The organism is Rothia terrae, from assembly GCF_012396615.1.
In the GTDB taxonomy this organism is placed as follows: Bacteria; Actinomycetota; Actinomycetes; order Actinomycetales; family Micrococcaceae; genus Rothia; species Rothia terrae.
In genome coordinates, this window is sequence record NZ_JAAXPV010000005.1 from 101,093 (window position 1) to 124,829 (window position 23,737).

General features: G+C 55.7%; 21 protein-coding genes and 1 pseudogene. 10 read left to right on the forward strand and 12 right to left on the reverse strand.

From position 1 onward, the window contains the following. Positions 1-15: 15 nt before the first annotated feature. From HF984_RS04270 to HF984_RS04285, 4 genes and pseudogenes are all read right to left on the reverse strand, one after another. Positions 16-1,344: an MFS transporter gene (locus tag HF984_RS04270; protein WP_168614442.1), complete on the reverse strand. Its 1,329-nt coding sequence runs from the start codon at positions 1,342-1,344 to the stop codon at positions 16-18. 272 nt (positions 1,345-1,616) lie between these two features. Beyond that, positions 1,617-2,640 (reverse strand): annotated as a pseudogene (gene nrdF, locus HF984_RS04275) (class 1b ribonucleoside-diphosphate reductase subunit beta). 38 nt (positions 2,641-2,678) lie between these two features. Continuing rightward, a complete protein-coding gene (gene nrdI / locus HF984_RS04280; protein ID WP_168614443.1) occupies positions 2,679-3,122 on the reverse strand; it encodes a class Ib ribonucleoside-diphosphate reductase assembly flavoprotein NrdI in 444 nt (147 codons plus the stop codon). A 220-nt stretch (positions 3,123-3,342) separates the two neighbouring features. Continuing rightward, a complete protein-coding gene (locus HF984_RS04285) occupies positions 3,343-4,827 on the reverse strand; it encodes a peptide MFS transporter (protein ID WP_168614444.1) in 1,485 nt (494 codons plus the stop codon). Between the two features lie 314 nt (positions 4,828-5,141). Here HF984_RS04285 and HF984_RS04290 point away from each other — a divergent pair, with 314 nt between their 5' ends. After that, positions 5,142-5,297, forward strand: coding sequence for a hypothetical protein (locus HF984_RS04290; protein WP_168614358.1), 156 nt, complete (start codon positions 5,142-5,144; stop codon positions 5,295-5,297). A gap of 79 nt (positions 5,298-5,376) precedes the next feature. On the opposite strand, the gene pgm is transcribed toward HF984_RS04290, so the two are convergent. Both pgm and HF984_RS04300 read right to left on the reverse strand, forming a co-directional pair. Beyond that, positions 5,377-7,014, reverse strand: a complete 1,638-nt coding sequence (pgm, locus tag HF984_RS04295) for a phosphoglucomutase (alpha-D-glucose-1,6-bisphosphate-dependent) (protein WP_168614445.1) — start codon at positions 7,012-7,014, stop codon at positions 5,377-5,379. A 460-nt stretch (positions 7,015-7,474) separates the two neighbouring features. Further along, entirely contained in the window at positions 7,475-8,857 is a 1,383-nt protein-coding gene (locus tag HF984_RS04300) for an NAD-dependent succinate-semialdehyde dehydrogenase (RefSeq protein ID WP_168614446.1), read from the reverse strand. A gap of 223 nt (positions 8,858-9,080) precedes the next feature. On the opposite strand from HF984_RS04300, the gene HF984_RS04305 reads away from it, so the two are divergent. After that, positions 9,081-9,410 (forward strand): rhodanese-like domain-containing protein, encoded by a 330-nt coding sequence (locus tag HF984_RS04305; protein ID WP_168614447.1) that lies wholly within the window; start codon positions 9,081-9,083, stop codon positions 9,408-9,410. Positions 9,411-9,700: 290 nt separating this feature from the next. After that, positions 9,701-11,260 carry an aminodeoxychorismate synthase component I gene (gene pabB, locus HF984_RS04310; protein ID WP_343947474.1) on the forward strand — a complete coding sequence of 520 codons (1,560 nt, stop codon included), beginning with the start codon at positions 9,701-9,703 and terminating at the stop codon, positions 11,258-11,260. Between the two features lie 87 nt (positions 11,261-11,347). Here the strand turns inward: pabB and HF984_RS04315 are convergent, their stop codons facing one another. Further along, the gene (locus tag HF984_RS04315) at positions 11,348-11,758 is read right to left on the reverse strand and encodes a DoxX family protein (RefSeq protein ID WP_168614448.1); all 411 of its coding nucleotides are present in this window, start codon (positions 11,756-11,758) and stop codon (positions 11,348-11,350) included. 141 nt (positions 11,759-11,899) lie between these two features. On the opposite strand from HF984_RS04315, the gene pyrE reads away from it, so the two are divergent. The 3 genes from pyrE to HF984_RS04330 all read left to right on the forward strand — a co-directional run bounded on the left by pyrE (position 11,900) and on the right by HF984_RS04330 (position 15,093). Beyond that, on the forward strand, positions 11,900-12,481 hold the full coding sequence (gene pyrE / locus HF984_RS04320) for an orotate phosphoribosyltransferase (protein WP_168614449.1): 582 nt from the start codon (positions 11,900-11,902) through the stop codon (positions 12,479-12,481). Positions 12,482-12,549: 68 nt separating this feature from the next. Then, the gene (locus tag HF984_RS04325; RefSeq protein ID WP_168614450.1) at positions 12,550-13,284 is read left to right on the forward strand and encodes an RNA methyltransferase; all 735 of its coding nucleotides are present in this window, start codon (positions 12,550-12,552) and stop codon (positions 13,282-13,284) included. A gap of 348 nt (positions 13,285-13,632) precedes the next feature. Next, entirely contained in the window at positions 13,633-15,093 is a 1,461-nt protein-coding gene (locus tag HF984_RS04330; RefSeq protein WP_210729571.1) for an MFS transporter, read from the forward strand. Between the two features lie 136 nt (positions 15,094-15,229). Here the strand turns inward: HF984_RS04330 and HF984_RS04335 are convergent, their stop codons facing one another. Further along, complete coding sequence (locus tag HF984_RS04335) at positions 15,230-17,107, reverse strand: family 43 glycosylhydrolase (RefSeq protein ID WP_168614451.1); 1,878 nt, start codon at positions 17,105-17,107, stop codon at positions 15,230-15,232. A gap of 465 nt (positions 17,108-17,572) precedes the next feature. Here HF984_RS04335 and fbaA point away from each other — a divergent pair, with 465 nt between their 5' ends. The 3 genes from fbaA to HF984_RS04350 all read left to right on the forward strand — a co-directional run bounded on the left by fbaA (position 17,573) and on the right by HF984_RS04350 (position 20,063). Next, positions 17,573-18,598 (forward strand): class II fructose-bisphosphate aldolase, encoded by a 1,026-nt coding sequence (gene fbaA, locus HF984_RS04340; protein ID WP_168614452.1) that lies wholly within the window; start codon positions 17,573-17,575, stop codon positions 18,596-18,598. 359 nt (positions 18,599-18,957) lie between these two features. Further along, complete coding sequence (locus HF984_RS04345) at positions 18,958-19,374, forward strand: DUF3151 domain-containing protein (protein ID WP_168614453.1); 417 nt, start codon at positions 18,958-18,960, stop codon at positions 19,372-19,374. A gap of 131 nt (positions 19,375-19,505) precedes the next feature. Further along, positions 19,506-20,063, forward strand: a complete 558-nt coding sequence (locus HF984_RS04350) for a hypothetical protein (protein ID WP_168614454.1) — start codon at positions 19,506-19,508, stop codon at positions 20,061-20,063. An 89-nt stretch (positions 20,064-20,152) separates the two neighbouring features. On the opposite strand, the gene HF984_RS04355 is transcribed toward HF984_RS04350, so the two are convergent. Then, a complete protein-coding gene (locus HF984_RS04355; RefSeq protein WP_168614455.1) occupies positions 20,153-20,554 on the reverse strand; it encodes a hypothetical protein in 402 nt (133 codons plus the stop codon). 262 nt (positions 20,555-20,816) lie between these two features. On the opposite strand from HF984_RS04355, the gene ald reads away from it, so the two are divergent. Next, on the forward strand, positions 20,817-21,902 hold the full coding sequence (gene ald, locus HF984_RS04360; protein WP_168614456.1) for an alanine dehydrogenase: 1,086 nt from the start codon (positions 20,817-20,819) through the stop codon (positions 21,900-21,902). 183 nt (positions 21,903-22,085) lie between these two features. On the opposite strand, the gene HF984_RS04365 is transcribed toward ald, so the two are convergent. The 3 genes from HF984_RS04365 to HF984_RS04375 all read right to left on the reverse strand — a co-directional run bounded on the left by HF984_RS04365 (position 22,086) and on the right by HF984_RS04375 (position 23,598). Next, the gene (locus HF984_RS04365; protein WP_168614457.1) at positions 22,086-22,502 is read right to left on the reverse strand and encodes an APC family permease; all 417 of its coding nucleotides are present in this window, start codon (positions 22,500-22,502) and stop codon (positions 22,086-22,088) included. 77 nt (positions 22,503-22,579) lie between these two features. Beyond that, positions 22,580-23,041, reverse strand: coding sequence for a G protein-coupled receptor family protein (locus tag HF984_RS04370; protein WP_168614458.1), 462 nt, complete (start codon positions 23,039-23,041; stop codon positions 22,580-22,582). 89 nt (positions 23,042-23,130) lie between these two features. Further along, positions 23,131-23,598, reverse strand: coding sequence for a hypothetical protein (locus HF984_RS04375; RefSeq protein WP_168614459.1), 468 nt, complete (start codon positions 23,596-23,598; stop codon positions 23,131-23,133). Positions 23,599-23,737: the final 139 nt, after the last annotated feature.

Genomic DNA, 23,737 nt, shown 5'->3' on the forward strand with positions numbered 1-23,737 from the left:
TGAAATGGTCAGTGCCTAGTTCTCCAGCGCGCGTCCGCGGAACTCCGGAAGGGTGAAAGCCACCACCGCTGCGATCATAAAAGCGGCAGCGAACACCGCAAAGAGTGCGCTCGCGCCCCAGCCTGCGAGAATAGGCGGCACGATCAGCGGGGCAATGATCGACGCGATTCTGCCAAAACCGGCGGCTGCTCCGGTGCCGCGTCCACGCAAGTGGGTGGGGTAAAGCTCCGGGCCAATGGCGTACAGCGCGCCCCACGCGCCCAAATTGAAGAATGATAGTAGGCAGCCGGCAATAATCAGCTGAGTTTCCGAGGACGCAAAACCATACAGTCCCGCCGAAAGAGCAGATCCAACCAAAAAGGTTGCGAGGGTAGAGCGGCGTCCCCACTTTTCAATGAGGTAGGCGGACACTGCGTACCCCGGTAGCTGGGCAAGCGTCATTAATAGCGTGAACGTAAATGATTTCACCAGCGTGAACCCCTGCGCGTGAAGAAGCGAGGGAATCCAGATAAACGCGCCGTAGTAGGAGAGATTGATGCAGAACCACATGGTCCACAGCGCAAAAGTACGACGCCGCAACACCGCTGACCAGAGTGAAGACGCATCCTGAACTTCATGCTGGGCAGGTGTAGAGGCTACCTGACGTTCGCGTGGTTTAGAAGGGGCGAACATCGCCGGGGACTGCTCAAAGCTACGGAAAATTTTCTGTGCCTTCTCGTGTTCGCCTCGCGATTCAAGGTAGCGCACAGACTCCGGCGTGCCCCAGCGAATCACCAGTGAATACAGTGCCGGTAAAATACCGATTGCCAGCGCCCATCGCCAGCCGTTATCCGATGCCGTCACCACGAAGGTGCCAATGCACGCGGCCGCAATCCAGCCAACAGCCCAAAAGCCTTCAAGAATAACTACGATGCGTCCGCGAATACGCGCCGGGGCAAACTCTGACATCAAAGTGGACGCCACCGGTAGCTCAGCGCCGAGACCCAGCCCCACCACAAAACGGAAAATCAATAGCATCACGAGCGATGTTGAGAGGGCGGATGCGCCGGTCGCCAGCCCGTAAATAAGCAGGGTGAGCGCAAAGATATGACGCCTGCCGAACTTGTCGGCGAGTAGCCCGCCAAAGGTTGCCCCCAGTGCCATGCCCATAAAGCCTATTGACCCTAGCCAGGACGCCTGATGTGGGGTGAGCTGCCATTCGGCGATGAGGGCTGCCATGATGAAGGAGATGAGACCGACATCCATAGAGTCCAGTGCCCAGCCGATGCCGGAGACCGTCAAAAGTTTGCCGTGTTTGCGGGTGAAGGGGAGTTGCTCAAGGCGTTCAGTAGTAGAGGTTTTCATGTTTTCTGTTGTGGTGAGGGAAGCCAATACTGTAAAGGTTGTTAATACCTTAAGCTTTTGACGTGGAAAAACAATGTTTTCAAAAGATATTTCTTTACCTGTGTTGAGTAACTTGATGCTAGAGAATCTTCAGCTTTTGCCTGCGGTGATAGGTTCTTCACTCGTAAAAGGTGAAAGAAAGAAGCCAGAAGGCTTTCTAGGGGTAAAAATGTATATGCTCGCTCGATATTTTCACCCCTAGCTTTTAGTCATCAGAACCAGAAAATGCGGGGTTAGAAGTCCCAGTCCGCCTCGTCCGTTTCTTCGACCTTGCCGATGATGTACGAGCAGCCGGAGCCCGAGAAAAAGTCATGGTTCTCATCCGCACCGGGGGGCCAGTGCCGCCAGAATCTCCGGTTTCACGCGCGTCTGCTCAGCGTCAAAATAGTTGTCGTAACCCAGGTTCATCAGCGCCTTGTTGGCGTTGTAGCGAACAAAAGTGGCAACATCATCCATGAGCCCAAATGGCTCGTACAGCTCCCCTGAATATTCCAGTTCAAGCTCGTAGAGCTCTTGCAGAAATTCAAGGGTAAAAACGCGCAATTTCTCTTGTTGTTCGGTCGTGAGCGTCTTGAGTTTTTGCTGGAATTTATACCCCGAATAGTAGCCGTGAATTGCTTTGTCGCGCAGAATTAGGCGGATCATATCCGCCGTATTAGTGAGCTGCGCGTGCGCCGAAAAGTGCAGTGGCAAGTAGAAGCCCGCATACAGCAAAAGAGAGGAAAGCAGAGTGGACGCTATCTTCCGTTTGAACGGGTCATCGCCAAAGTAGTGCACTAGAACTTTCTTGGCGCGCGTTTGCAGTACCTGATTCTCAACAGCCCAGCGGTAGGCGCGATCAATCTCAGCAGTGTAAGAAAGCGTGGAAAACACCGGTGAGTACGAACGCGCATGGACCGCCTGCATAAAAGCAATGTTGGTGTAGACGGCTTCTTCGTGCTCGGTTTGAGCGTCCTGAATCTGGCTGATTTCACCGACGCTTGCCTGCAGAGTATCGAGCAGGGTAAGACCGGTGAAGACGCGCATGGTGAGCGTCCGCTCGGTTTTAGAAAGCCTGTTCCAATCTGCAAGGTCGTTAGACAGCGGCACTTTTTCGGGTAGCCAAAAGTTGGCGGTGAGGCGGTTCCAGACTTCTAAATCTATGGGGTCTTGCGGTTTGTTCCAATTGATGGGGCGTAGCGGCAGGGCTTGGTTGTGCGCGAACCCCGGCGGGGTAATCGAAATGTCGTGGATGCGGGTGTTTGGTTGCGTGCTCATAGTGATTCCCCTGAAATGTTGGTCCAAAATTCGGTAAGTCAGCGGGTAACAGTGCGTACATCGTCCTGAGTGCCGAGCAGTTCAAAGGGGTAGAGCTGTGGCACTTTGCATTTGCGTGAGATGACGCTGCCTGTCAGGCAAAAGTCGGCGCCAAAGTTAGTGTTGCCCGATGAGATGACGCCTCGCATCAGCGACCTGTTGACGGGGTCCTTGAGAAAAGCGATGACTTGCGGCGGCACGGCCTTGGCAACGCGTCCACTGCCGTAGGTGGGCACCACCAGCACGTAGGGTTTGTGGACGCGGATCATTCCCTCTGCGCGCGGGGCTAGCGGGATGCGGGTGGCCGGCCTGCCCAGTCTTTCCACGAATCTTTTGGTGTTTTCGGATGCGCTGGAGAAGTAGACCAGGCCGGTGCAGCTCTCGGTGGGAAGGTCGATAAACCTAAATGTTTTTCGCGGCGGTGTTTCTGTGGGTAGTGGCATCAAAAGTGTCTCTCGGTAGAACTTTTTGGGGTTTTGGTGCGCGCGAGAACAGCTTATCGTTAATTATTCGTCTAGGCGAACAATTTTAATGAGATTAAACGAACTTAACGGGTGGGAGAGTTCAATCCCAGAACCTCCTTAAACACCGCCAGGGGTCACCTATCATTCAAAAATCGTCTGATTTTGAACGATAAGGGACCCCTCGCGGGTCAAAGAGGACTTAGCGAACGCCTGCCATCTTGCGGGTAATCCACTTGTTAAGGCTCCACAAGATGAAGCCGACGATGATGGTGCCGATACCCAACCACAGGAAGTAGGGAACTTCAGTTTCTAGCGAGTAGAACTTACCTAGCCAGCCTGCAAGTACAGTACCCAGTGCTACTGAAGTGAAGTACAGTGCCACCATGTTTACGCGGTGACGCGCGGGTGCAAGCTTGGTTGAGAGTGAGGAACCGACCGGTGAGATCGAAAGCTCTGCCAAGGTGCACACGAAGAGGATAAGCACAATCCATCCAACGTTCACGCTCATGTTGCCTGCCTGGGTGAGGAAGATGAGGAATGCGATGCCTACGCCGATGATACCCAGCGAGAATTTTGACACTGAACCGGGCTGGCGTGAGCCTAGGCGGGTCCACATAATAGAGAACAGCGGTGCAAAGATGATGATGAAGATTGGGTTAATGGAGTTCACCAAGTTAGGGGTAAGTTCCATGCCCAAGATATGCCAGTTTAGGCGGGTATCTGAATAAACCGCCATCACGGTAAACTGCTGCTGGTAGAGTGCCCAGAAAACCGCGTTACCAATCCACATGGGGATGAATGAGACCACGCGTGAGTGTTCTTCAGGGGTAATCTGCTTATCGCGCAGCATCAAGGTGAAAAGGACAATCGCCCCAATGAAAATAAATGCCATTACCCAGCTTGCCAAATTGGTAGGGGTGATAAGGCCAGTCAAAACAAGAATGACTACGATGGCAAGAATTGCTACTGCCAACAGTGAGTACTTCTTTTTCTCGCTCGAGGAGAGGGGTGAGGAAAGTTCATGTGCTGACGCGGGAAGGTTTTTGCGAGTCAGGGCGTACTGGGTCAGACCAATTGCCATGCCGATTGCAGCCATCAAGAAGCCAGCGTGGAAACCCCAGCGATTCCAGCCCCAGCCTGTAAGGATCGGGCCAAAGAGTGAGCCGATGTTGACACCCATGTAGAAGATGGTGAAGCCAGCATCGCGACGTTCATCGGTGCGGCTGTAGAGCGATCCGACTAGAGCTGATGCGTTAGTCTTCAGGCCACCTGAACCTAATGCAACAAGAATGAGGCCGACAACAACGCCAGCTACGCCCGGGATGACAGCTAGGCCAATGTGACCGGCCATAATCAATAGCGCTGAATAGAACAAGGTACGTTCAGGACCTAGAATGCGGTCACCCACAAAGCCGCCAACGATAGCTAGCAAGTAGACCATGCCGCCGTATGCACCGATAATGCCGGTTGCGGCTGTTTGATCAATACCTAGACCACTCTCGGTGACAGAGTAGTAGAGGTAGTAAATCATAATGCCCTGCATACCGTAGTACGAGAAGCGTTCCCACATTTCTACTGAGAAGAGGTTTGCGAGCATGCGGGGGTGGCCGAAGAAGGTCTTGCCCTCGCTGTTGTGCTGAGCGTTAGGCGGGGTTGCCTGTGCGCTCTCGGAGACTGATGCCATGAGATTCTCTATATGCCGAAGTAAGCGTCCGTGTGTATGTGTGCGGGCGCATGTTTGTTTGTGTGTGAGTTTACTCCTTAAGCACAAATATTTATTCACGTGGGTATGAATAAAAATTCACTTTAAATGGGGTGTAAACCGCGTCATGACGCGGTTTTATAGGGGTGTCGTGCGGCACATAGAATTCAGGGGGTGTGGGATAAATTACTTTAAATAGGATAAAGCGCGACAATTTTTAACATGGTGAGATGACATGAAGGTAGAGATACATGGTTGGTCGGCGGAGAAACTCCACGCCGCAAGGTGCAGTGGACGTGGCGACTCCTGTGCTCTCTGATGATGACGAATTTCCCAAAGGCTTCTACCTGCGGGTGGTCGACGATGTGCCGTGGCTACGCGGGTACAGGTGCGATGATCTGTACATGCACCCGCTGGAAAGCCAGTTTCTCTTTGTGAAAACACCGGCTTAAACGTCGAAAGTGCAGTTTAACCCGGATTTTGAGTAAAAAACCGGGTTAAACTGCATTCTCGGCGCGGGCGTCCTAGACGTTAGGCTATGACGCCGTCCACCAGTGCCTTCGCTTCCTTCTGAACCTGCGCTAGGTGGTCAGCGCCCTTGAAGGATTCAGCGTAAATTTTGTAGACATCCTCGGTGCCAGAGGGGCGAGCCGCGAACCAGGCGCTCTCGGTAGTCACCTTTAGACCGCCGATGGACGCGCCGTTACCCGGTGCCTCGGTCAGCTTGGCGGTGATGGTCTCACCGGCAAGTTCGGACGCGGTGACGTCCGCAGGCGATAGCTTGCTCAGCTTTGCCTTCTGCTCGCGGGTGGCGGCAGCGTCCACACGGGCGTAGGCGGGGTCACCGAAGGAGCGGGTGAGCTCAGCGTAACGCTGCGACGGGGTCTTGCCGGTAACAGCGGTCATCTCGGATGCCAGCAGGGCCAGGATGATGCCGTCCTTGTCGGTGGTCCACACCTTGCCATCGCGCATCAAGAAGGACGCGCCAGCAGACTCCTCGCCACCAAAACCTATGGTTCCATTGCTCAAGCCGTCCACAAAGTACTTAAAGCCCACGGGAACCTCAACCAGCGCGCGACCCAAAGAGTCAGCCACACGGTCGATAATCGACGATGACACCAGGGTCTTGCCCACGCCAGCGTCCTGCGCCCAGCCGGTGCGGTTGCGGTAGAGATAATCGATAGCGGTTGCCAGGTAGTGGTTGGGGTTCATCAGACCGTGATCGGGGGTGACAATACCGTGGCGGTCTGAGTCGGCATCGTTACCGGTGGCGATATCGTACTTGTCGCGGTTAGCAATCAAGGACGCCATCGCGTTGGGTGAGGAGCAGTCCATGCGGATTTTCTCATCCCAATCCAAAGTCATGAACGCCCACTGCGGGTCAACCTGCGGGTTCACAACGTCCATGTTGAGCTTGTACTGCTCGGCAATACGTTGCCAGTAAGCCACGGACGCGCTACCCATGGGGTCCGCGCCAATCTTCAGGCCGGAGGACGCGATAGCCTCCATATCGATGACGTCACCGAGTTCGTCAACATAGGAGCCCAGGTAGTCGTAGGTACCGGTGGTCTCAGCGGCCTGAGCTTTCTCAAGCGACAGACGCACGACGTCCTTGTTGCCACCTTCCAGCAACTCGTTAGCGCGATTAGCGATCCAACCGGTTGCATCAGAGTCAGCCGGGCCGCCGTGAGGAGGGTTGTACTTGAAGCCACCGTCAGCAGGCGGGTTGTGGCTAGGGGTAATCACGATGCCGTCAGCCTGCGCGGTGTTCGCGGGGTTGGCGTTGTGCACAATAATCGCGCGAGATAGCGCGGGAGTGGGCACAAAACCGTCAGCTGCATCCAGCAGAACGGTGACGCCATTAGCCGCCAGAACCTCCAGCGCGGTATCCTGTGCGGGGCCAGAAAGAGCGTGGGTGTCTTTACCCATGAAGAGCGGACCAGTAATCCCCTGACCCTTACGGTACTCAGCAATCGCCTGCGAAATAGCGGCAATGTGAGCGTCATTAAAGGAGCTCTTGAACGAGCTACCGCGGTGACCGGAGGTACCAAACGCTACACGCTGTGCAGGGTCTGACATCTCGGGAGTGAGGTCGTAATAAGCGCTGATCAGCGCATCAATATCAACAAGATCTTCTGGGGTGGCAACAGTGCCGGCACGATTAGACATACTTTAAGACTAGCCCGACAACCCTGATACGTGGGTGAGCATTGCCTGTATTAAGCCTAATTGTGGACGCGGGTGGGCGGGGTGGTGACGCGGAGCCAAGACGCCCCTCGCGCCAGAGGTCAGCCAGGTAAAAGCAGGACACCCCTCGCGCCAGCAGTCCCTCTTGTGGTCTCGCGCGGGGCGCTCGCCCACGATTCACGCCAGCCCCGAGCCAGCTGGCGCGTACGGGCGTCCTGCTCACTCGCATCCGTTCATGCCTTGAACCGGCTTAAAACGCGTGAACCGGCGGTTGGCTACCGCCGGTTCACATAAAAACGCCGGGTCAGCGACGAGAAGGACGTCGGATCTAGTAGCTGGCTCGGGGCTGGCGGTTAGGGGAGGCTGCTGGCTCCGGCGTCCTGATGGCCGCGTAAGCTAGCTGGTTCCCTTTCGCGGCAGCCCTTGATACGAGCAAGCAAGGTTAGCTGAGCTTGGTTCCGCGAATCAGCTTCTCGTTGGTGAACTCGAGCAGGCCCCATTGGGTGAGCTCGCGTCCGTAACCTGACTTGTTGATGCCGCCGAACGGCAAATCAGCCTGGGTGACAACGTGTTCGTTGACCAGCACCATGCCTGCTTCAATCTGGTCGGCTACTTCAAGGCCGTGGTCCATATCGGCGGTCCATACGGATGCCTGTAGGCCGTACTCGCTGGCGTTGGCGAACTTGATGGCTGCTGCCTCGTCCTTGACCTTGTAGACAACCAGTGCAGGGCCAAAGAGCTCGTTGCATGAGAGGTCGTCGTCAAAGTCAACGTCGGTGAGCAGCGCGGGGCTCATGAACCAGCCGGGGCGGTCCAGCTTCTTGCCGCCTACGTGCAGGGTTGCGCCGTCCTTGACTGCCTGCTCGATGCGCTCTACAGCGTCATCACGTGCTGATTCTGAGGACAACGGGCCCATCTGAGTCTTGGGGTCATCGGCATCGCCCACCACAAAGTTTTCAACAGCGGTCTTGGCTGCCTCAACGAACTCGTCGTAGATATCCTCAACCACGATGATGCGCTTGGGTGAGGTGCAGACCTGACCTGCGTTGGAGAAACGCAAACCCGCGAGGGTTTCAGCTACCTTGCCAACGTTGTCAACATCGGATAGGACGATGGCGGGGTCGTTGCCGCCGAGCTCCATGACAGACTTCTTGAGGTTCTGTGCTGCTAGCTCGGCAACCGCAACACCGGCACGCTCTGAACCGGTGACGGATGCGCCCTTCACACGGAAGTCTTCCATGATCTGCTTGACGTCCTCGGTGTTGAGGTAGAGGTTCTGGTAGGCGCCCTTGGTCAGACCAGCGTCCAGTAGAACTTCTTCGAAAGCTGCTGATGAAACGGGGCAGATAGATGCTTGCTTCATGAGAATAGTGTTGCCCACCAGCAGGTTGGGTGCTGCAAAGCGTGCTAGCTGGTAGTAGGGGAAGTTCCACGGCATGACGCCCAGCAGGATGCCCAGCGGGTCGTGACGCACGAAGTTTACGGGTGCGCCTTCAGCGTTGAGAGGTGAATCTTCAAGGTGCGCCGGGCCTTCGGTTGCGTACCAGTTGAAGATATCCACTACGAGCTGGATTTCTGCCAGTGCCTCTTCGCGCGGCTTACCCATTTCGCGTCCGATAATCTCAGCAAGTTCGTCCTTGCGAGCGTCGAAGCCCTTGGAAGCTGCCGAGAGAATCTTGGCGCGCTCTTCTACGGAGTTGGTCTTCCAGGAGAGGTAAGCCTCGTGTGCTGCATCGATGATGCCGGGAATGTCGCTGGACTTCAGCGAATCAAAAGTCTTCTCAACTTCACCGGTGTTGGCGTTGGTCAGTGCGTAGGTGCTCATGGCAACCTCCTTTGAATCAGCGCACGCTTTTATAAGCGTGCTTTTTATTAACTGTAGTCGCCTATGCTGGTTCGTCAAAGAGCTAACCTCAGAAAGCTCTGCGCTAAAAGCGTAGCGACAGCAAACCCGCGTCTTTGATTTCGATACCGGCTGAACAGCTTGTGAGCCGTGAACCATCCTGTCTAAGCTGAAATCGATAAAGCTAACGAAAGGACTTTCAATCATGAACGAAGATATTCCCCAGGTAACTGTTGACCAGATTCCTTCAGACGCAAAGATCTTGGATGTGCGTGAGGACTACGAGTGGCAAGAAGGTCACATTGAGGGGGCACAGCACTTGCCGCTGGGTGAAGTTCCTGAGCGTTACGGTGAAGTTCCGCTAGACGAAGACGTTTACGTTATTTGCCGTGCCGGTGGACGCTCACTGCGCGCCGCAGCCTACCTGAACCAGTACGGTTTTGACGCGATCAACGTTATCGGTGGCATGGGCGCATGGCAGGATGCCGAACTGCCCATGGTTTCAGAAAACGGCGAAACCCCGCAGGTGCGTTAGGCTACCTTTTATGTGGTGCGAAAGGGTAGGGAGGGACCGTTTTTATCTAAAAAAGGTCCCTCCCTACCTTCTCGCGATTTTCGATTAGTTGTCACCACACTTTGGGGACAGTGCGCTCTTGCACAAGGCAACCTGCGCTCGAACCGGTTAATATATTCTGGTGGCTACTTTTCCTCGTCATGCTTCTTCTCACATGAGTTCAAGGAGCGGGCGAGGATTTTTTATACCCTTCACTGCGCCTTTTCAGAACGTCGGGATACAGATGGCGTCCGTATGGTTAGAATTTGTGAGTGAAGTTCAACGATGGCTATTCCAGCAACGGCGTGATGTACGAGTCCTACAGCTCAACTGATTTTCCTTTCGATTCCGATTACCCCAACAGCCGCGGCGCCCAGTTGCATACGCGCGTCCTTGATGTAGAGATTGACTGCGCGAATGCTTACCGGCTGATTTCGTCGGTTTCTGCATATTCGTTTTGGTTAGACTCTGCGCGCGAAGAATCACCCATGTCACGCTACTCGTACATGGGTGTTGTGCCTGATGAGGCAACGATTTTGCTTGATGCGAATGTCAGCGAGTTCTACAGTCATGAGGTTCCGGGGGCGCATGCTACCTATGAATTTGACGGTACAGGTAAAGAAATCTCGCGCAGTACCGGCAACGTTGCGCAAACGCTCCGCACTTTTCTTTCATTCGCACCGAAGGTAGTGGACGCTCCCGCTGAGCTTTCGCAGGCTTTACTGGGAGGCTACGTGGGGTACTTTGGCTATGAATTCCGTGCACACACTGAGCCTGCCTCGCCAGTGACTCATCATGCCTCCACCCCCGATGCCCTGTGGATGCAGGCGGTGCGCTACATGATTCACGACCACCATACAGGCACAAACTGGCTGGTAGGTGATTCTCAGTGGCTCGATGAAATTGAGACAGTTCTGCGGACGTTTGCGGAATCAAACGACAACGCCGCGACTTCAAGTCAACAAAACCCCTTGTCAGAATTGGTTTTTGCTGTGCCTACGCGCGAGAGCTACACCGCCGACGTTCGCGAGTGCCAACGCGAAATCTATGAAGGCAACAGCTACGAAATCTGCCTCACCGCACAGACCCGTGCACAAGCGTCCGCGTCCGTGAGCAAAGAAGACGCTCTTGCCATCTACCTCGCCCAGCGTCAGCACAATGCCGCCCCTTATGCGGCGTTTGTGCACTGCAATGACTTCTATATTCTCAGTTCATCACCCGAGCGATTTTTGTCTATTAGCCCCGCCGGGCGCGCAGAAACCAAGCCCATCAAGGGAACCATCGCACGTTTTACTGATCCGGCAGAGGATGCTCGCCGCGCCACCTGGCTGAAAAATGACCCCAAAACCCGCGCCGAAAACCTCATGATCGTGGATCTGCTGCGTAATGATTTATCGCGGGTGAGCTATTCGGATTCTGTGCAAGTACCCGTGCTCATGGGTGTGGAATCGTACTCGACCGTTCACCAGCTGGTTTCTACAGTGCGCTCATTAGTGCGTCCCGATGTTCATCCGGTTGATGCTGTGCTGGCGTGTTTTCCCGGTGGCTCCATGACGGGAGCACCTAAACCATCGACCATGGACATCATCGACCGCCTGGAGGGGCGTGCTCGCGGCGTCTACTCGGGCGCACTGGGTTTTTTCTCAGAGTCCGGTGCGGTGAATCTTTCTATTGTGATTAGGACGCTGGTGGTTGCCGCGTCCGGCGAGGTCACGCTTAGCGCGGGCGGCGCAATCGTGGCTGACTCAGATCCGGACGCAGAGTATGACGAGATGGTCACCAAATTGCGCGCCGCCCTGCCGCCTGGGGTGGGGAAGGTCGCCGCGTACTAGGTGACCGGGCCGTTTCGCACACCCTTTCTCTCTTTGTACACGGATAATCGGTGTACGCGGAAAGAAACAGTGCACAAAACGGGGGTGCTACTTCTTTGCCACGTACAGTGCCCCGGCGATCATCGGAATCTGCATGGGCAGGCGGCGCAGGCGCTTGGCGTCAGTGTCTAGGAGTCCGGGAACATCAATGCGCTCGGTGTATTGGTAGACATTGGCGGGAAAGACCGCTGCGAACAGAGTGGCGGCGCCGAGTCCGGATGCGCGTCGTGCGCTCGGTGCAGTCAGCATACTCAGGCCCAGAGCAAGTTCAGCCACGCCGGATGCGTATACCGTGGTTTCGGGTTTACCGGGCATCCACGGCGGAACGATGGATGCGAACGACGGCACGGAGTCTTTTTTGAAGTGCAAAGCACCCATGAAAGTCAGGCCTGCACCCATTCCTAGGCGGGTAAGTTTCTGACCGGTGGTCTCGGTGGGGTCTTTCTTAAAAGGATTCATGTTTTCCATGCTACGCCTACTGACTGACCTGCCAACCCCTCCGAGATGCCACTTTGACCCCGATTTCTGCCCAAAACCCGGGTTAAAGTGGCGGTCTTGGCGTCATGAAAAACACCTGTGCTACCCACTACACTAGAAAACATGACTAACCTCTCTGAAACTCTCCCCATTGAAGAAGCACGCGAACGCCTGCGCCAGCTGATCTCAGAACTCGCTGTGGTGCGCGGCAAGGTGACCCTCGCGTCCGGCAAAGAAGCTGACTACTACGTTGACCTGCGCCGCATTACTCTGCACCACGAGGCATCACGCCTGGTAGGTCAGGTCATGCTTGACCTGCTTGATCAGAACGGCATCGAGTTCGACGCTGCCGGCGGCCTCACCATGGGCGCTGACCCCGTAGGTCACGCGATTATGCGCACCGCAGGCGACCAGAACCGCGCTATCGACACTTTTGTAGTGCGTAAAGCGCAGAAGTCCTACGGTATGGGTCGCCAGGTTGAAGGCCCCTCAGTTGAAGGACGCCGCGTCGTCGCCGTTGAAGACACCTCAACCACCGGCGGTTCCGCGCTGACCGCTGTTGAAGCGCTGAAGAAGGCGGGCGCAGAAGTGGTTGCCGTTGCCGTCATCGTTGACCGCGCAACCGGCGCTAAGGAGCACATCGAAGAAGTTGCGGGCGTCCCCTGCTTCTACGCGTACTCCAAGGACGACCTCGGTCTCGATTAAAGAAAATTCTTGAGTGAGAACGCTGCCGGTAAACTTATCGGTGGCGTTTTTACTTTTGGGTGAGGGTTATGAATTCAGAAAATTTTGAGCAGGACGCGGCGCAGCAGTCCGTCGAAGCACAGGCAAGCGCCGAGCAGGTTCCCGGTGAGGCCGTGGCAGAGGCATCGGAGAAGACTTCTGCTGAGGCTAACCACGTGATTGGTGTTGGCCCTTGGGAGGGCGAGTGGCCTTCAGGTGACCACTGGGATGAGGAGCTTTTGCGTGAGGGCGACCGCCGCAACGTGGTTGATAAGTACCGCTACTGGAGCATGGACGCGATTATCGCTGACCTCGACACGCAGCGTCATGAGTTTCATGTGGCAATTGAGAACTGGCAGCACGATCTGAACATTGGCACCGTGGTGCGCACCGCCAACGCGTTTCTGGCGAAAGAAGTGCACATTATTGGTAAGAAGCGCTGGAATCGACGCGGCGCTATGGTGACCGATCGTTACCAGCACGTGCGTCACCACCCCACGATTGAAGACTTTTTGGCGTGGGCTGAATCCGAGGGCGTTGCCGTGATTGGTATTGATATCTTCCCGGATTCCCAGCAGCTTGAAACCTACGACCTTCCCGAAAAGTGCGTGCTGGTTTTTGGGCAGGAAGGCCCCGGTCTTTCCCCTGAAATTCATGAGGCAGCGCAGGCTACCCTATCAATCGAGCAGTTCGGTTCGACGCGGTCCATGAACGCCGCGTCTGCCGCTGCTGTGGCCATGCACGCCTGGGTACGACGCCACGTCTTCGGGCAGAAGGTTAAGTAGGACGCGCGTCCGCCGCCCGGCTACTCGCAGGCAGCTTGTTGCACCCCGCAACCACCGGCGTCCTACCCGACTACCCGGGGAGACTACAAAAGTTGCACTGTGACCACAAAACTCTCAAAAACACCTCAAAAAACGGTGTACTTTGAGAGTTTCGTGGTCACTATGAAGCAAACGTGGTCACCTGCGCAGAACCGCATCATCGACAACCCCTAACCCTCATAACCGTGCATTCGACGCACGATTTTGAGGGTTTTGCTCTCATTACTGTTTTGCTCATCAAGCAAGAGGTATACCCTTGCCAAGGATGTAAATACCCGAGCCCGCCATCCAAACGAAACGAGGAAGACTGTGCCGCCTAACGCGCAAACGCATCCTAAGAAACTTTTATTTGCCCTACTCATCCCGCTGTTTATGGCACTTGTCGCGGTGTCTGTTGTCAACGTGGCGCTTACTCCCATCGGCAGTTCGCTGGGCGCATCATCAAGCCAAACGCAGTGGGTTGTCTCGGGTTACGCGCTAGCTTTTGGTGTGCCGCTGGTTGCCGCCGGACGCATCGGGGACGCGACGGGCCGCCGCCGCGTCTTTATCATCGGCATCGCTTTCTTCACCGTGGGCTCTTTGCTCAGCGGCCTCGCCCCTAACGCCGCGCTTCTCATCGCCGCACGCATCCTGCAAGGCCTCGGCGCAGGCTTTTTGAACCCGCAAACAACCGGCATCATTCAGCAGAACTTCTCGGGGCAATCTCGCGCCCGCGCGTACGGAATGTTCGGAACCACGGTGGCGCTCGCCGTGATTGTCGGTCCGGTGCTGGGCGGATTCTTGCTTAAAATCTTTGGCGATTCACTGGGCTGGCGCATGATGTTCTTGCTCAACGTGCCTATCGGTCTGCTAGGTATCATTCTGGCTTTGCGCTGGATTCCCGCTGACCGCGCGCAACTGGCAGCTACCAAAGATACCGCCACAACAGCGTCCGCTACCCCTGTTCGCAAGCGTCTGGATCTTGACCCCGTGGGCATGGTCTCCCTTGCGGTTGCGACGTTCGCGCTGCTACTGCCTTTCGTGCAACGCACCTTCACACCGGCAAGCTGGGTCATCCTGGCGGCGGGCATCGTACTGGTTCTCTTCTTCGTGTGGTGGGAAAACCGCTACAAGCGTGCAGGTAAACCGCCGATGCTTGACATGGATCTGCTCAAAGAACCTGCTTTCCGCAACGGCATTTTGATTGTGACCCTCTACTTCTTGGGCAATACGAGCGTGTGGCTGGTTATCCCGATTTATGTGCAGTCGCACCTGCACGGTAGTGCCCTGCTGGCTGCACTTATTGGCGTGCCATCGGCGCTTCTATCTGCTTTCGCCGCGCCGTGGGCTGGCAAGCGCGTGTTGGCCGCTGGCCGCCGCATGATGCTTGTTGGCTTTAGCTTTTCCATGCTCGCTATCGCGTCCACTCTCGTGCTGATTACCTGGGTTGATAACGGCACTTTGCCGGTGTGGACGCTTGCCTTCCCGCTGTCTTTGCTGGGCATCGGCGGCGGTCTGACGATTTCGCCCAACCAGACGCTGACGCTTAAATCCATGCCGCCGGAGGTGAGCGGTGTTGCCGGCGCGGTGATGTCGCTCGGTCAGCGTATGGGCACCGCTGTTGGTACGGCGCTTATTCCCAGCATCATGTTCGGACTGGTTGAGGCTGGTTATCACTGGAACATTGGTTTCATCGCGGCGTTTAGCGCGATCTTCCTGATGCTGGCAGCCGGCTTGTTCTTTACGGTCATGGATCGTCGCCGCGAGGTTCGAGAGGACGCGCGGGCTTAACCGCGTAGTGACCACAAAAGCGTCAAAATACTCCGAAAAATGGGTATATTTTGACGCTTTCGTGGTCACCTTGCCACTATGCGGGATGAGCGGAGGCGAGCAGGACGCGTGCCGGCTGGGCTACGCGTCCGCTAGATTATGCACCGGGCCAGGGCTTTGCCATAAGCGGGGTCTTTTGGGTGAGTCGGTACATGAATGCAGCCATGACGTCGCGAGTGACGGGATCACCGGGGCGGAAAGTGCCGTCACCGTAACCGCGTGTCACACTCTGATCTTTGATCCATGCAATTTCTTTTTGAAATTCAGAGGTACGAGTGTCAGGGAAGCCACTTGTGCTGTTGGTGGCGGGGCTGCCCGCTGCGCGATACATGAAAGCCGCCATGGACTCACGGTTAATGGCATCTTCTGGACGGAAGGTGCCATCGCGATAACCTGTGGTGATTCCCACGGACTTCAGCCAAGTGATTTCTTTGTAGAAGACGTGGTTGGTGGGAACGTCGCTAAACGGTGACTGGGCGGGCGGTGTGAACTTGGGTGATCCCGCGAGGCGATACATGAATGCAGCCATAGCCCCTCTTTCAACGTTGGCGAGGGGACGGTACTGACGTCCTGCCGGGATTGACCAGCCAGCGGTGACACCAGTGTGTGCTAGCCACATGGTTTCGTTGTAGAAAGTGTCACCTGCTTTGAAGTCAATGAAAGATACAGGAGCTGGTTGTTTTACACTGGCAGACCACGCGAATTCGCTCTTCTTGGGCGCTGCGAGCAGGCCGTTCGGTCCGAACTTTTGCAGGGTTCCGATGTGCAAGAAACGCTGATTGCTAACGCAGGCGGTGGAGTTTTCGAAGAAGACTGCTTCTGCCTGGCAGTTGCCGTCGGCGCGGGTTTCGTAGCCTGCGCGCTCAAAGCGCCATGCTGCGGTTGCTAGGCGAAGCTGGCCGGATGCGTCCACAAACGCGTTGGAGCCGCCGGGGCCGCCTAAGCCCCAGGTCGCATCGTTAGAAAGCACGGGGGTGTGGCTGACGCGTCGGCAGGGGCCGGTTGCGCTGTCACATTCTGCGTAGCCGGTGCGGTAGTCAAGAGTTGAGTACTGGCTACCGGAGTAGAAGAGATAGTGCTTGCCCTGCCACTGAACCATGGAGGGATTTTCAATCACGGTTTCTTCCCAGGTTTGGGTGTCCCAGGTGCCGGTCTTTTTCATGACGCTGGTTTCGAGCAAGCTACGCTGTGTTGAGCCTGCTGCCCAGCCGGTGCCCGAGGAGTTAAGCTCGCGCACCCAGAGGTTGGTCTTGGTGGCTTTGGATGCGTTGCCCTCGTTCTTCCAGTAGAGGTAGAGCTTGCCGTCGGCGTCCTTGTAGAGGTCGGGGTCGATGGCGCCGGCGGGATCGTCTGAGCAGACGAAAGGTGTTGATGAGGTGTCGAAGAAGGGGCCGGTGGGCTTATCGCCTTGAGCTAGACCAATGCAGAAGCGGTTGACGCCGTTCACTGTTGAGGTGGTGCGTGCTGCGTACGCCATTACGTACTTGCCGTTTGCTGCCTTTTCAACGGAGGGCGCCCAGATGTCGTAGCACCCTGAAACTGAGGTGTTGCATGAACCCTGGCGCATTGCCCATTTGCCGGGGAGTGCGAGGGCGTCATTGTAGTAGTAGTCGCCAGCGTTGAGAACCTGACGTCCGTCGGGGCTGGTCTTTGGCGGGGTGTAACGCTGGTTGGTGGTCCAGTTTTTGAGGTCTTTGGAGGTAATCAGCGGTACGTTGCGTCCGCCGCCGGTGGTTCCATAGGCGTAGTAGGTGCCGTTTTCTGCGTAGACGTTGGGGTCTGCGAGGTCGCCGATGGTGATGTTGTTGACCGGTACCCACTGGCCGGTGGTTACGTAGGGTTTGTTGGGAACAATCCAGGGGCCGTCAGGGTAAGCATTTGCTGCGGGAGCTGCTGTTAGAAGGGTGAGGACGCCTGTGAGGACTGCGATGAGCCAGCGCCTGAAGGTGCGCGCGGGGGAGGCTACAGAAGACATAGGTTCTGGTCTTTCATGTATAAGTGGGGGATGTGTTGCCTGCTTTTTCGGATCAAACCCCGATGGTGCACAGGCAACGTTTAGAGTAGCACGCGATTGTAACCAATTCTGTGCTTTGTCCCCTATCTAGCCTATGCTTGTTGTGCATCCAGTTCGCGGTCTTTAGGTAAGAGGTGGCAGCGGCTCTCTTGGTCAAACATCCCTCAACCGCAACACTTACCACGCTGAGAATCGTTAAAAGCATCAAAAGTGTGAGTTTAGGTGCAAATAACCTGTTATACACCTGTTATTAAGTGGGTTTATGTGCGATTTTTTTGAGAAAAACCCCTTGGGTTTACCCCTAACATTGGTAGACTTGTAAACAGGCACGACGCACGCGCCCGCCACGACAGGTAAGCGCAGGCGTCCTCAACTACACAGACCCGCCACCAAGGGCGGGCGAAAAATCCAATTCAAGGAGTCAGCATGCCTATTGCAACCCCGGAAGTCTACGCAGAAATGCTCGACAACGCGAAGAACAAGGGCTTCGCGTACCCCGCAGTTAACGTCACCTCATCACAGACCCTGAACGCTGCAATCCAGGGCTTCGCAGAAGCTGGCTCAGACGGCATCATCCAGGCTTCAACCGGTGGCGCAGCATACTGGTCAGGTTCATCCAAGAAGCACATGGTAACCGGTGCTCTTGCAATGGCAGCATATGCACGCGTTGTTGCTGAGCAGTACGACGTTAACATCGCACTGCACACCGACCACTGCCCCCAGGACAAGCTGGATGAATACCTGCTTCCCCTGCTCGCAGAGTCAGAAAAGGCTGTTGCACGCGGCGAAGACCCCATCTTCAACTCACATATGTGGGACGGTTCAGCAATCGCACTGAACGAAAACCTGAAGATCGCTGAAGACATTCTTGCTCGTACCAACAAGGCAAAGATCGTTCTCGAGGTTGAGATCGGTGCTGTTGGTGGCGAAGAAGACGGTGTTGAGGGCGCAATTGACGACTCACTGTACACCACCATTGCAGACGCTCAGCTGACCGTTGACTCACTGGGCCTCGGTGAAAACGGCCGTTACATGGCTGCACTGACCTTCGGTAACGTTCACGGTGTTTACAAGCCCGGTAACGTTCACCTGCGCCCTGAGCTCCTGAAGGAAATTCAGGACGCTATTGGTCAGAAGTACGGCAAGGATAAGCCCTTCGACCTCGTCTTCCACGGTGGTTCAGGTTCAACCGATAAGGAAATTGCTGACGCTGTTTCATACGGTGTTATCAAGATGAACATTGATACCGACACTCAGTACGCATACACCCGCCCCGTTGCAGATCACATGATGCGCAACTACGACGGTGTGCTCAAGGTTGACGGCGAAGTTGGTAATAAGAAGACCTACGATCCTCGCGTATGGGGTGCTGCTGCTGAAAAGGGTATGGCTGCACGCGTTGTTGAGGCTGCAGCTCAGCTCGGTTCAACCGGTACCTCACTCGGCAAGTAAAGCACGGGAGCCCCTACGGGGCTCGCAAGAGTGCTTTGCTTGCTTCGAGCACAGCGAAGCGGCGAGAAGAGGACAGGCGGCGTAACCGCTCCTCAGATAAGCACTTAATTTGCTTTAGATCTCTGTAAAAGAGCGTTCTCCTAATTATTGGGGAGCGCCCTTTTGCATGCCCGTGTATTTGTTGCTGTGCCTGCGTCCTAGGTGCCGTAACCACGCCAGAACCTTTCAAAACTCGACACTTTGGGGTCGTGTTTTGAAGGGTTCTGGCGTGGTTGTCATTGGGGGTGGAGTTTCGCTTGGTGGTGCCCTCCGAGTAGTCTGAAGGTGAGTTCTAACAACGACTAAAAGGAGCATTAGCCATGTCACTTGCCGGTAAAAACCTGTTGGACGGCCCCGCGCCCACCTACCTGCCCGAAGAAGCCGAGGTAAAAACTGCTCTTGCCTCTGACGCATCCGCTGCTGAGGTGGCGCAGAAGTTCCCCAAGTCTTCGTTGGCGTGGGCAACTTTGGCTGAGCAGACGCTGGCTGAAGGACGCTTGATTGAAGGGTACGCGTTTGCGCGGGTGGGTTACCACCGCGGGTTGGACGCCCTGCGCGGCAATGGTTGGAAGGGCCACGGACCTATTCCGTTTGATCACGAGCCTAATCGCGGCTTCTTGAAGGCACTGTACTTGCTGGGCAAGGCAGCGGATGAAATTGGTGAGGCCGATGAGGCGGAGCGCATTGAGAAGTTCCTCGATGACTCTGATCCCACTGCGCGTAAACAACTTTTATAGGTTGTCTGATTTTGTTTAAAATTCGACACTTCGGTCTGACTGGGTGAAATATCCTCAATGTTGTAATTATCAAGCAAACTGATTAACTTCGTTGCTCAGTTCGCTTATGTTTGCGACGGAAAGGAAATATCATGCGTATTCAGACTAAGCTTGCAACCGCAACTGCAGTAGGTGCACTCCTGTTCACCGGCGTCCCCGCAGCAACCGCTGCCGACGCCGTGGCACCAGAGGCTCCCGCGGCAGCCACCGGCCTGTCATGCCCCAGTGCTGAAGACTTCTCACTGAGCGCACCCTCGCACACCGAGGTTGGCGGTAAGCTGCTTGATAAGCAGATTACCTTCGGCGCTTACTGGGATGGCGGTAACCTTCCTGCTGAAACTCAGGCGACCTTGACTGCAGGTCCCGCTGAGGTCACCCTGCTCAACGGGCAGACTTACACTGCTCCCGTTGTAGCTGGTGGCTCAATTAGCGGTGTGTTCCCCGGCGGGGGTGCAGCGTTTGCGCCCAGCTTCCGCCTGGACAACTCATCAGCTAAATCACTCGGCGGTGCAACCGATAAGGATCATGTCACTAAGATTTCATATCCTGTGACTGTGAGCGGCAACTTCGGTAGCTGCACCTACACCGTTGAAGGTACCGCGAACTCCAAGTTCAACGTCACCTCCATCAACTTGGTTGACAAGCAGTAATACGACTTCGCTTTCCTCCTGAGGAAAGTTGAGCCGAGAAAGGCGGGTCATCGCATACGCGGTGGCCCGCCTTTTGCGCATATTGACGGCTAACCAACCGTGCTCACGGGTACTCGCCAGGGGATGCGGGATGTGATGAAGAATGAAAGCGCCACCAGGGCAAGCGTTGCCAGAAGAAGATCCACAAATCCCTCCACAGCCAGGAAAGTCACCAAGGAGATAATCAACAACGCGAAATACGACCACATCGCCCAGTGCTTCACCATTTCATGATCGGGCTGGTTGTTGAGCTGATTTTTGTTTTGCCCGTAAATCACCAAACCTGTAAACAGCATCGTTGTAAGAAACGCCCACGGCTGAGGGATAGGTGGAGCAAGCATAATGGCAATAACAGGGAGGGTCAAAAGCACCCTGCCAACCCAGGGCATGCCTGTGACCAGATGATACTCCCGCCCCTCAGGGGTGCGCTTAATGGAGCTCGTCAATGGCATCTGCACAAAATCACCTATTTGTGTTGTGTCTATCCATTGTATCTTTAGAACGGCCAATAGTGCCTCTGACTAAGGCATTTACTCGTGGCACGCACCCATAAGTTTGCGCTCGCGAAAGATAATTGCCGCCCGCGCAAAAGCCTTGTTCTTCTGTACGCTGGGCCCGCAATCGCACGTTTCTTATGCATTCGTCCACTCTGCCCGCCAAGGAGTAGAGTGTACGAGGAACCTCCATCAATGGCGATAGGAAAGGAACGGTGCAATGCGCATCAGTATTCCCCGTGAAATTAAGCCCGGCGAACAGCGCGTAGGCGCAACCCCCGACGGTGTAAAAGCTCTCATCGAAGCAGAGCACGAAGTCTTTATCGAAAAGGACGCTGGCAACGGTGCCGGCTTTACCAATGAGCAGTATCAGGACGCCGGCGCGCAACTGGTATCCGCTGATGAGGCCTGGGAAAAGGCCGAGCTGCTGGTCAAGGTTAAAGAACCTATCGAATCGGAATACAAATACTTTCGCGAAGACCTCACCCTCTTCACCTACCTACACCTGGCAGCCGAAGAAAAGCTCATCAAGGCACTGCTGGACGCGAAAACCCGCTCCATTGCCTATGAAACAGTAGCTGTGGGACGCGCCCTTCCCCTTCTTCTGCCCATGTCAGAAGTTGCAGGACGCCTGGCGGCGCAAGCATCCGCCCAGTACCTGCTCAATAGCCAGGGTGGCCCCGGCATGCTTCTGGGCGGCGTGCCAGGTGTTGCACCGGCACGCGTCGTTGTGCTCGGTGGCGGCAACGTCGGCACCCAGGCGGCACTGCTGTCAGTGGGACTCGGTGCTGAAGTCACTATTCTTGAAGGCTACGGCCCGCGCGTTCGCGAGCTCTCCACACAGTTCGGCTCAACCGCGCGCGTACTCACCAGCACCCCGGCGAATGTTGAACGCGAAATTCTGGATGCCGATGTTGTTATTGGCTCTGTGCTGGTTCCCGGCGCTAAGGCGCCCAAGCTAGTGCGTCGCGAGCACCTGTCAAAGATGAAGCCCGATACCCTGCTGATTGACGTGGCGATTGATCAGGGCGGTTGTTTTGAAACCTCGCATCCGACCACCTATGATGACCCGATCTACGAGGTAGACGGCATCCGCCACTACTGTGTTGCGAACATGCCCGGTGCCGTGCCGCGCACCTCAACCATTGCGCTGACGGATGCGACGCTCGCGTACGTTCTCAAGCTGGCTGCCGGTATTGATGAGGCACTGGCTACTCACGATGATCTGGCGAAGGGCTTGAATACCGATGCCGGTAAGATCACGCACCCCGGTGTGGCAGCGGCTTACCCGGAGCTCGCGTCCTAACCTGATTTCACACTGGGGATAGTCCGGCACGGGCTAAACTGCTCCCGAGGTGACCACAGAAACATCACTGTGACCACGAAACCGTCAAAAACCGCCTCAAAAAGGCCTGTTTTTGACGGTTTCGTGGTCACTATGAAGTAAACGTGGTCACCTTTTGCAAGGGCGCGCGGGGACGCGGCACGGCTAACGCACCCGGCATTCTTCGGTTTCGGGGACCTTCACGGCGATGCCCATAGTCCAGGTGGCGGGTTCGGGAACATGAAAAGTCGGATTCGTGCGCGCAAAACGCTCGGGCACTGCCTTGTAAACCCCCATAGCAAAGATGCCGCGCGCGGTGGGCAAGATAGTGGTTTGGCAGGTTGCCAGCGCTGAAACCGATACGGCAAGCACTAAAACCCAGCCTAGAGAGCCGAGTGTCGCATCCTTGAGGGCAAAGAAAACGTCATCGGCAATAGAGGCATTGCCGAGCCCGATAACGGTTGGTGATGCCAGCCCGAGCTTTCCCGCCGCAAGACCTTTGGAGTTTACTGATCCGTGAGCCGCCGGTGCTTGTGCAGATGCGCGAGATGAAGAAGCGTCGTGGGGCGCAAGACCGCGCATGGTGCCTCCAAGCCAAAGAGTTAATATAAAACTTCTTTTATTTTAACGGCTGTGGAGAAAATACTAACGGTAGCTTGCTACCAGAGCACCGCGTCCTTGGGCTTCTCGGCGCGGATGCGGTCTTGCTCTTGCTGTGGAACAGGATAGAACCAGGGCATTGCCTTGAGCACGATAAAGAATGTAATTACAAAAAATAAGAGTGCGGCAAGCACAGCCGACCATAGGTGACGCGGTTCAGTGAAGGATGCCAGCATCCCCACAATGAACAAGCCGACGAAGGTCATGTCGAGCGGTTTAAAGGACGAATACGAGGTGCCGCCTACTGAAAAATTATTCCTGTGGTGGAAGAAAGCGTAGAGGAGCATAGCGCCAAGCACGATAAGGGTGAGCCACCACCAGTTCAAAAAATGAGCAAGGGGGAAGGATGCAAAAACCAGCCCCATCCCCGTGGCGACATCCCACGGCGCGCCCTGTCTGCACTCCACAATCTCGTTCTTGGTCGTTTCAACATAGCGCGGGTGATTACGCATCTCTGCCATGTTTACAGGACTCCTTTCACGTGTAGTTTGAGGTTTATTTATCAGGGTTTAAAAGGCCCCCATCAGCACAGTGGCGGCAAAGCCTGCAGCTATCTAGCCTCTGCCGAGGCGTCCTCGCGCACAATCCACGGGGTATTGAACTTAGCGTTCAGAACGAGCACGACGTAAATCGACAGAGCAAGCACTAACGCCTGGATCGTTTCGATTGCTTGGTGCCGGATGAGTAGCACAACCACCGGAATGACCACGGCAATATTGACGGCGCTCGAGAGAATGTAGCGCTTGGGATTATTGCGCCTGTCTGTAAAACGCGAATACCCAAAGAGGATGAACTGGCCGCGTTTTACCGACCACCACCACTGCACTGCAAAGCCCACCAAGAAAACAACGAACATTAGAAAGTGCGCGCCATGTTTGGGAATCACCATGAACATCAGCGCGGGAATGTGCACGGTCATGAGCGCCGCATCCAACCATGTAGGCGCACCGGTGACGAGATACTCGTGCTGACGGCGCGGCGTGAGATTGTGTTCTGCAGAAGCATTGGCGGGTCTCATCGTGCCTCCATGCGGGGGAGCGCCGCGTCCTCGATATGCACTGACGGCACATTGAATTTAGCGTTGAGAGTGAGAATAGCGAATGATGCCACCCCGATAAGCGCCGCTGTTCCAGGGGGGACTTTAATCTGCTGGAAAG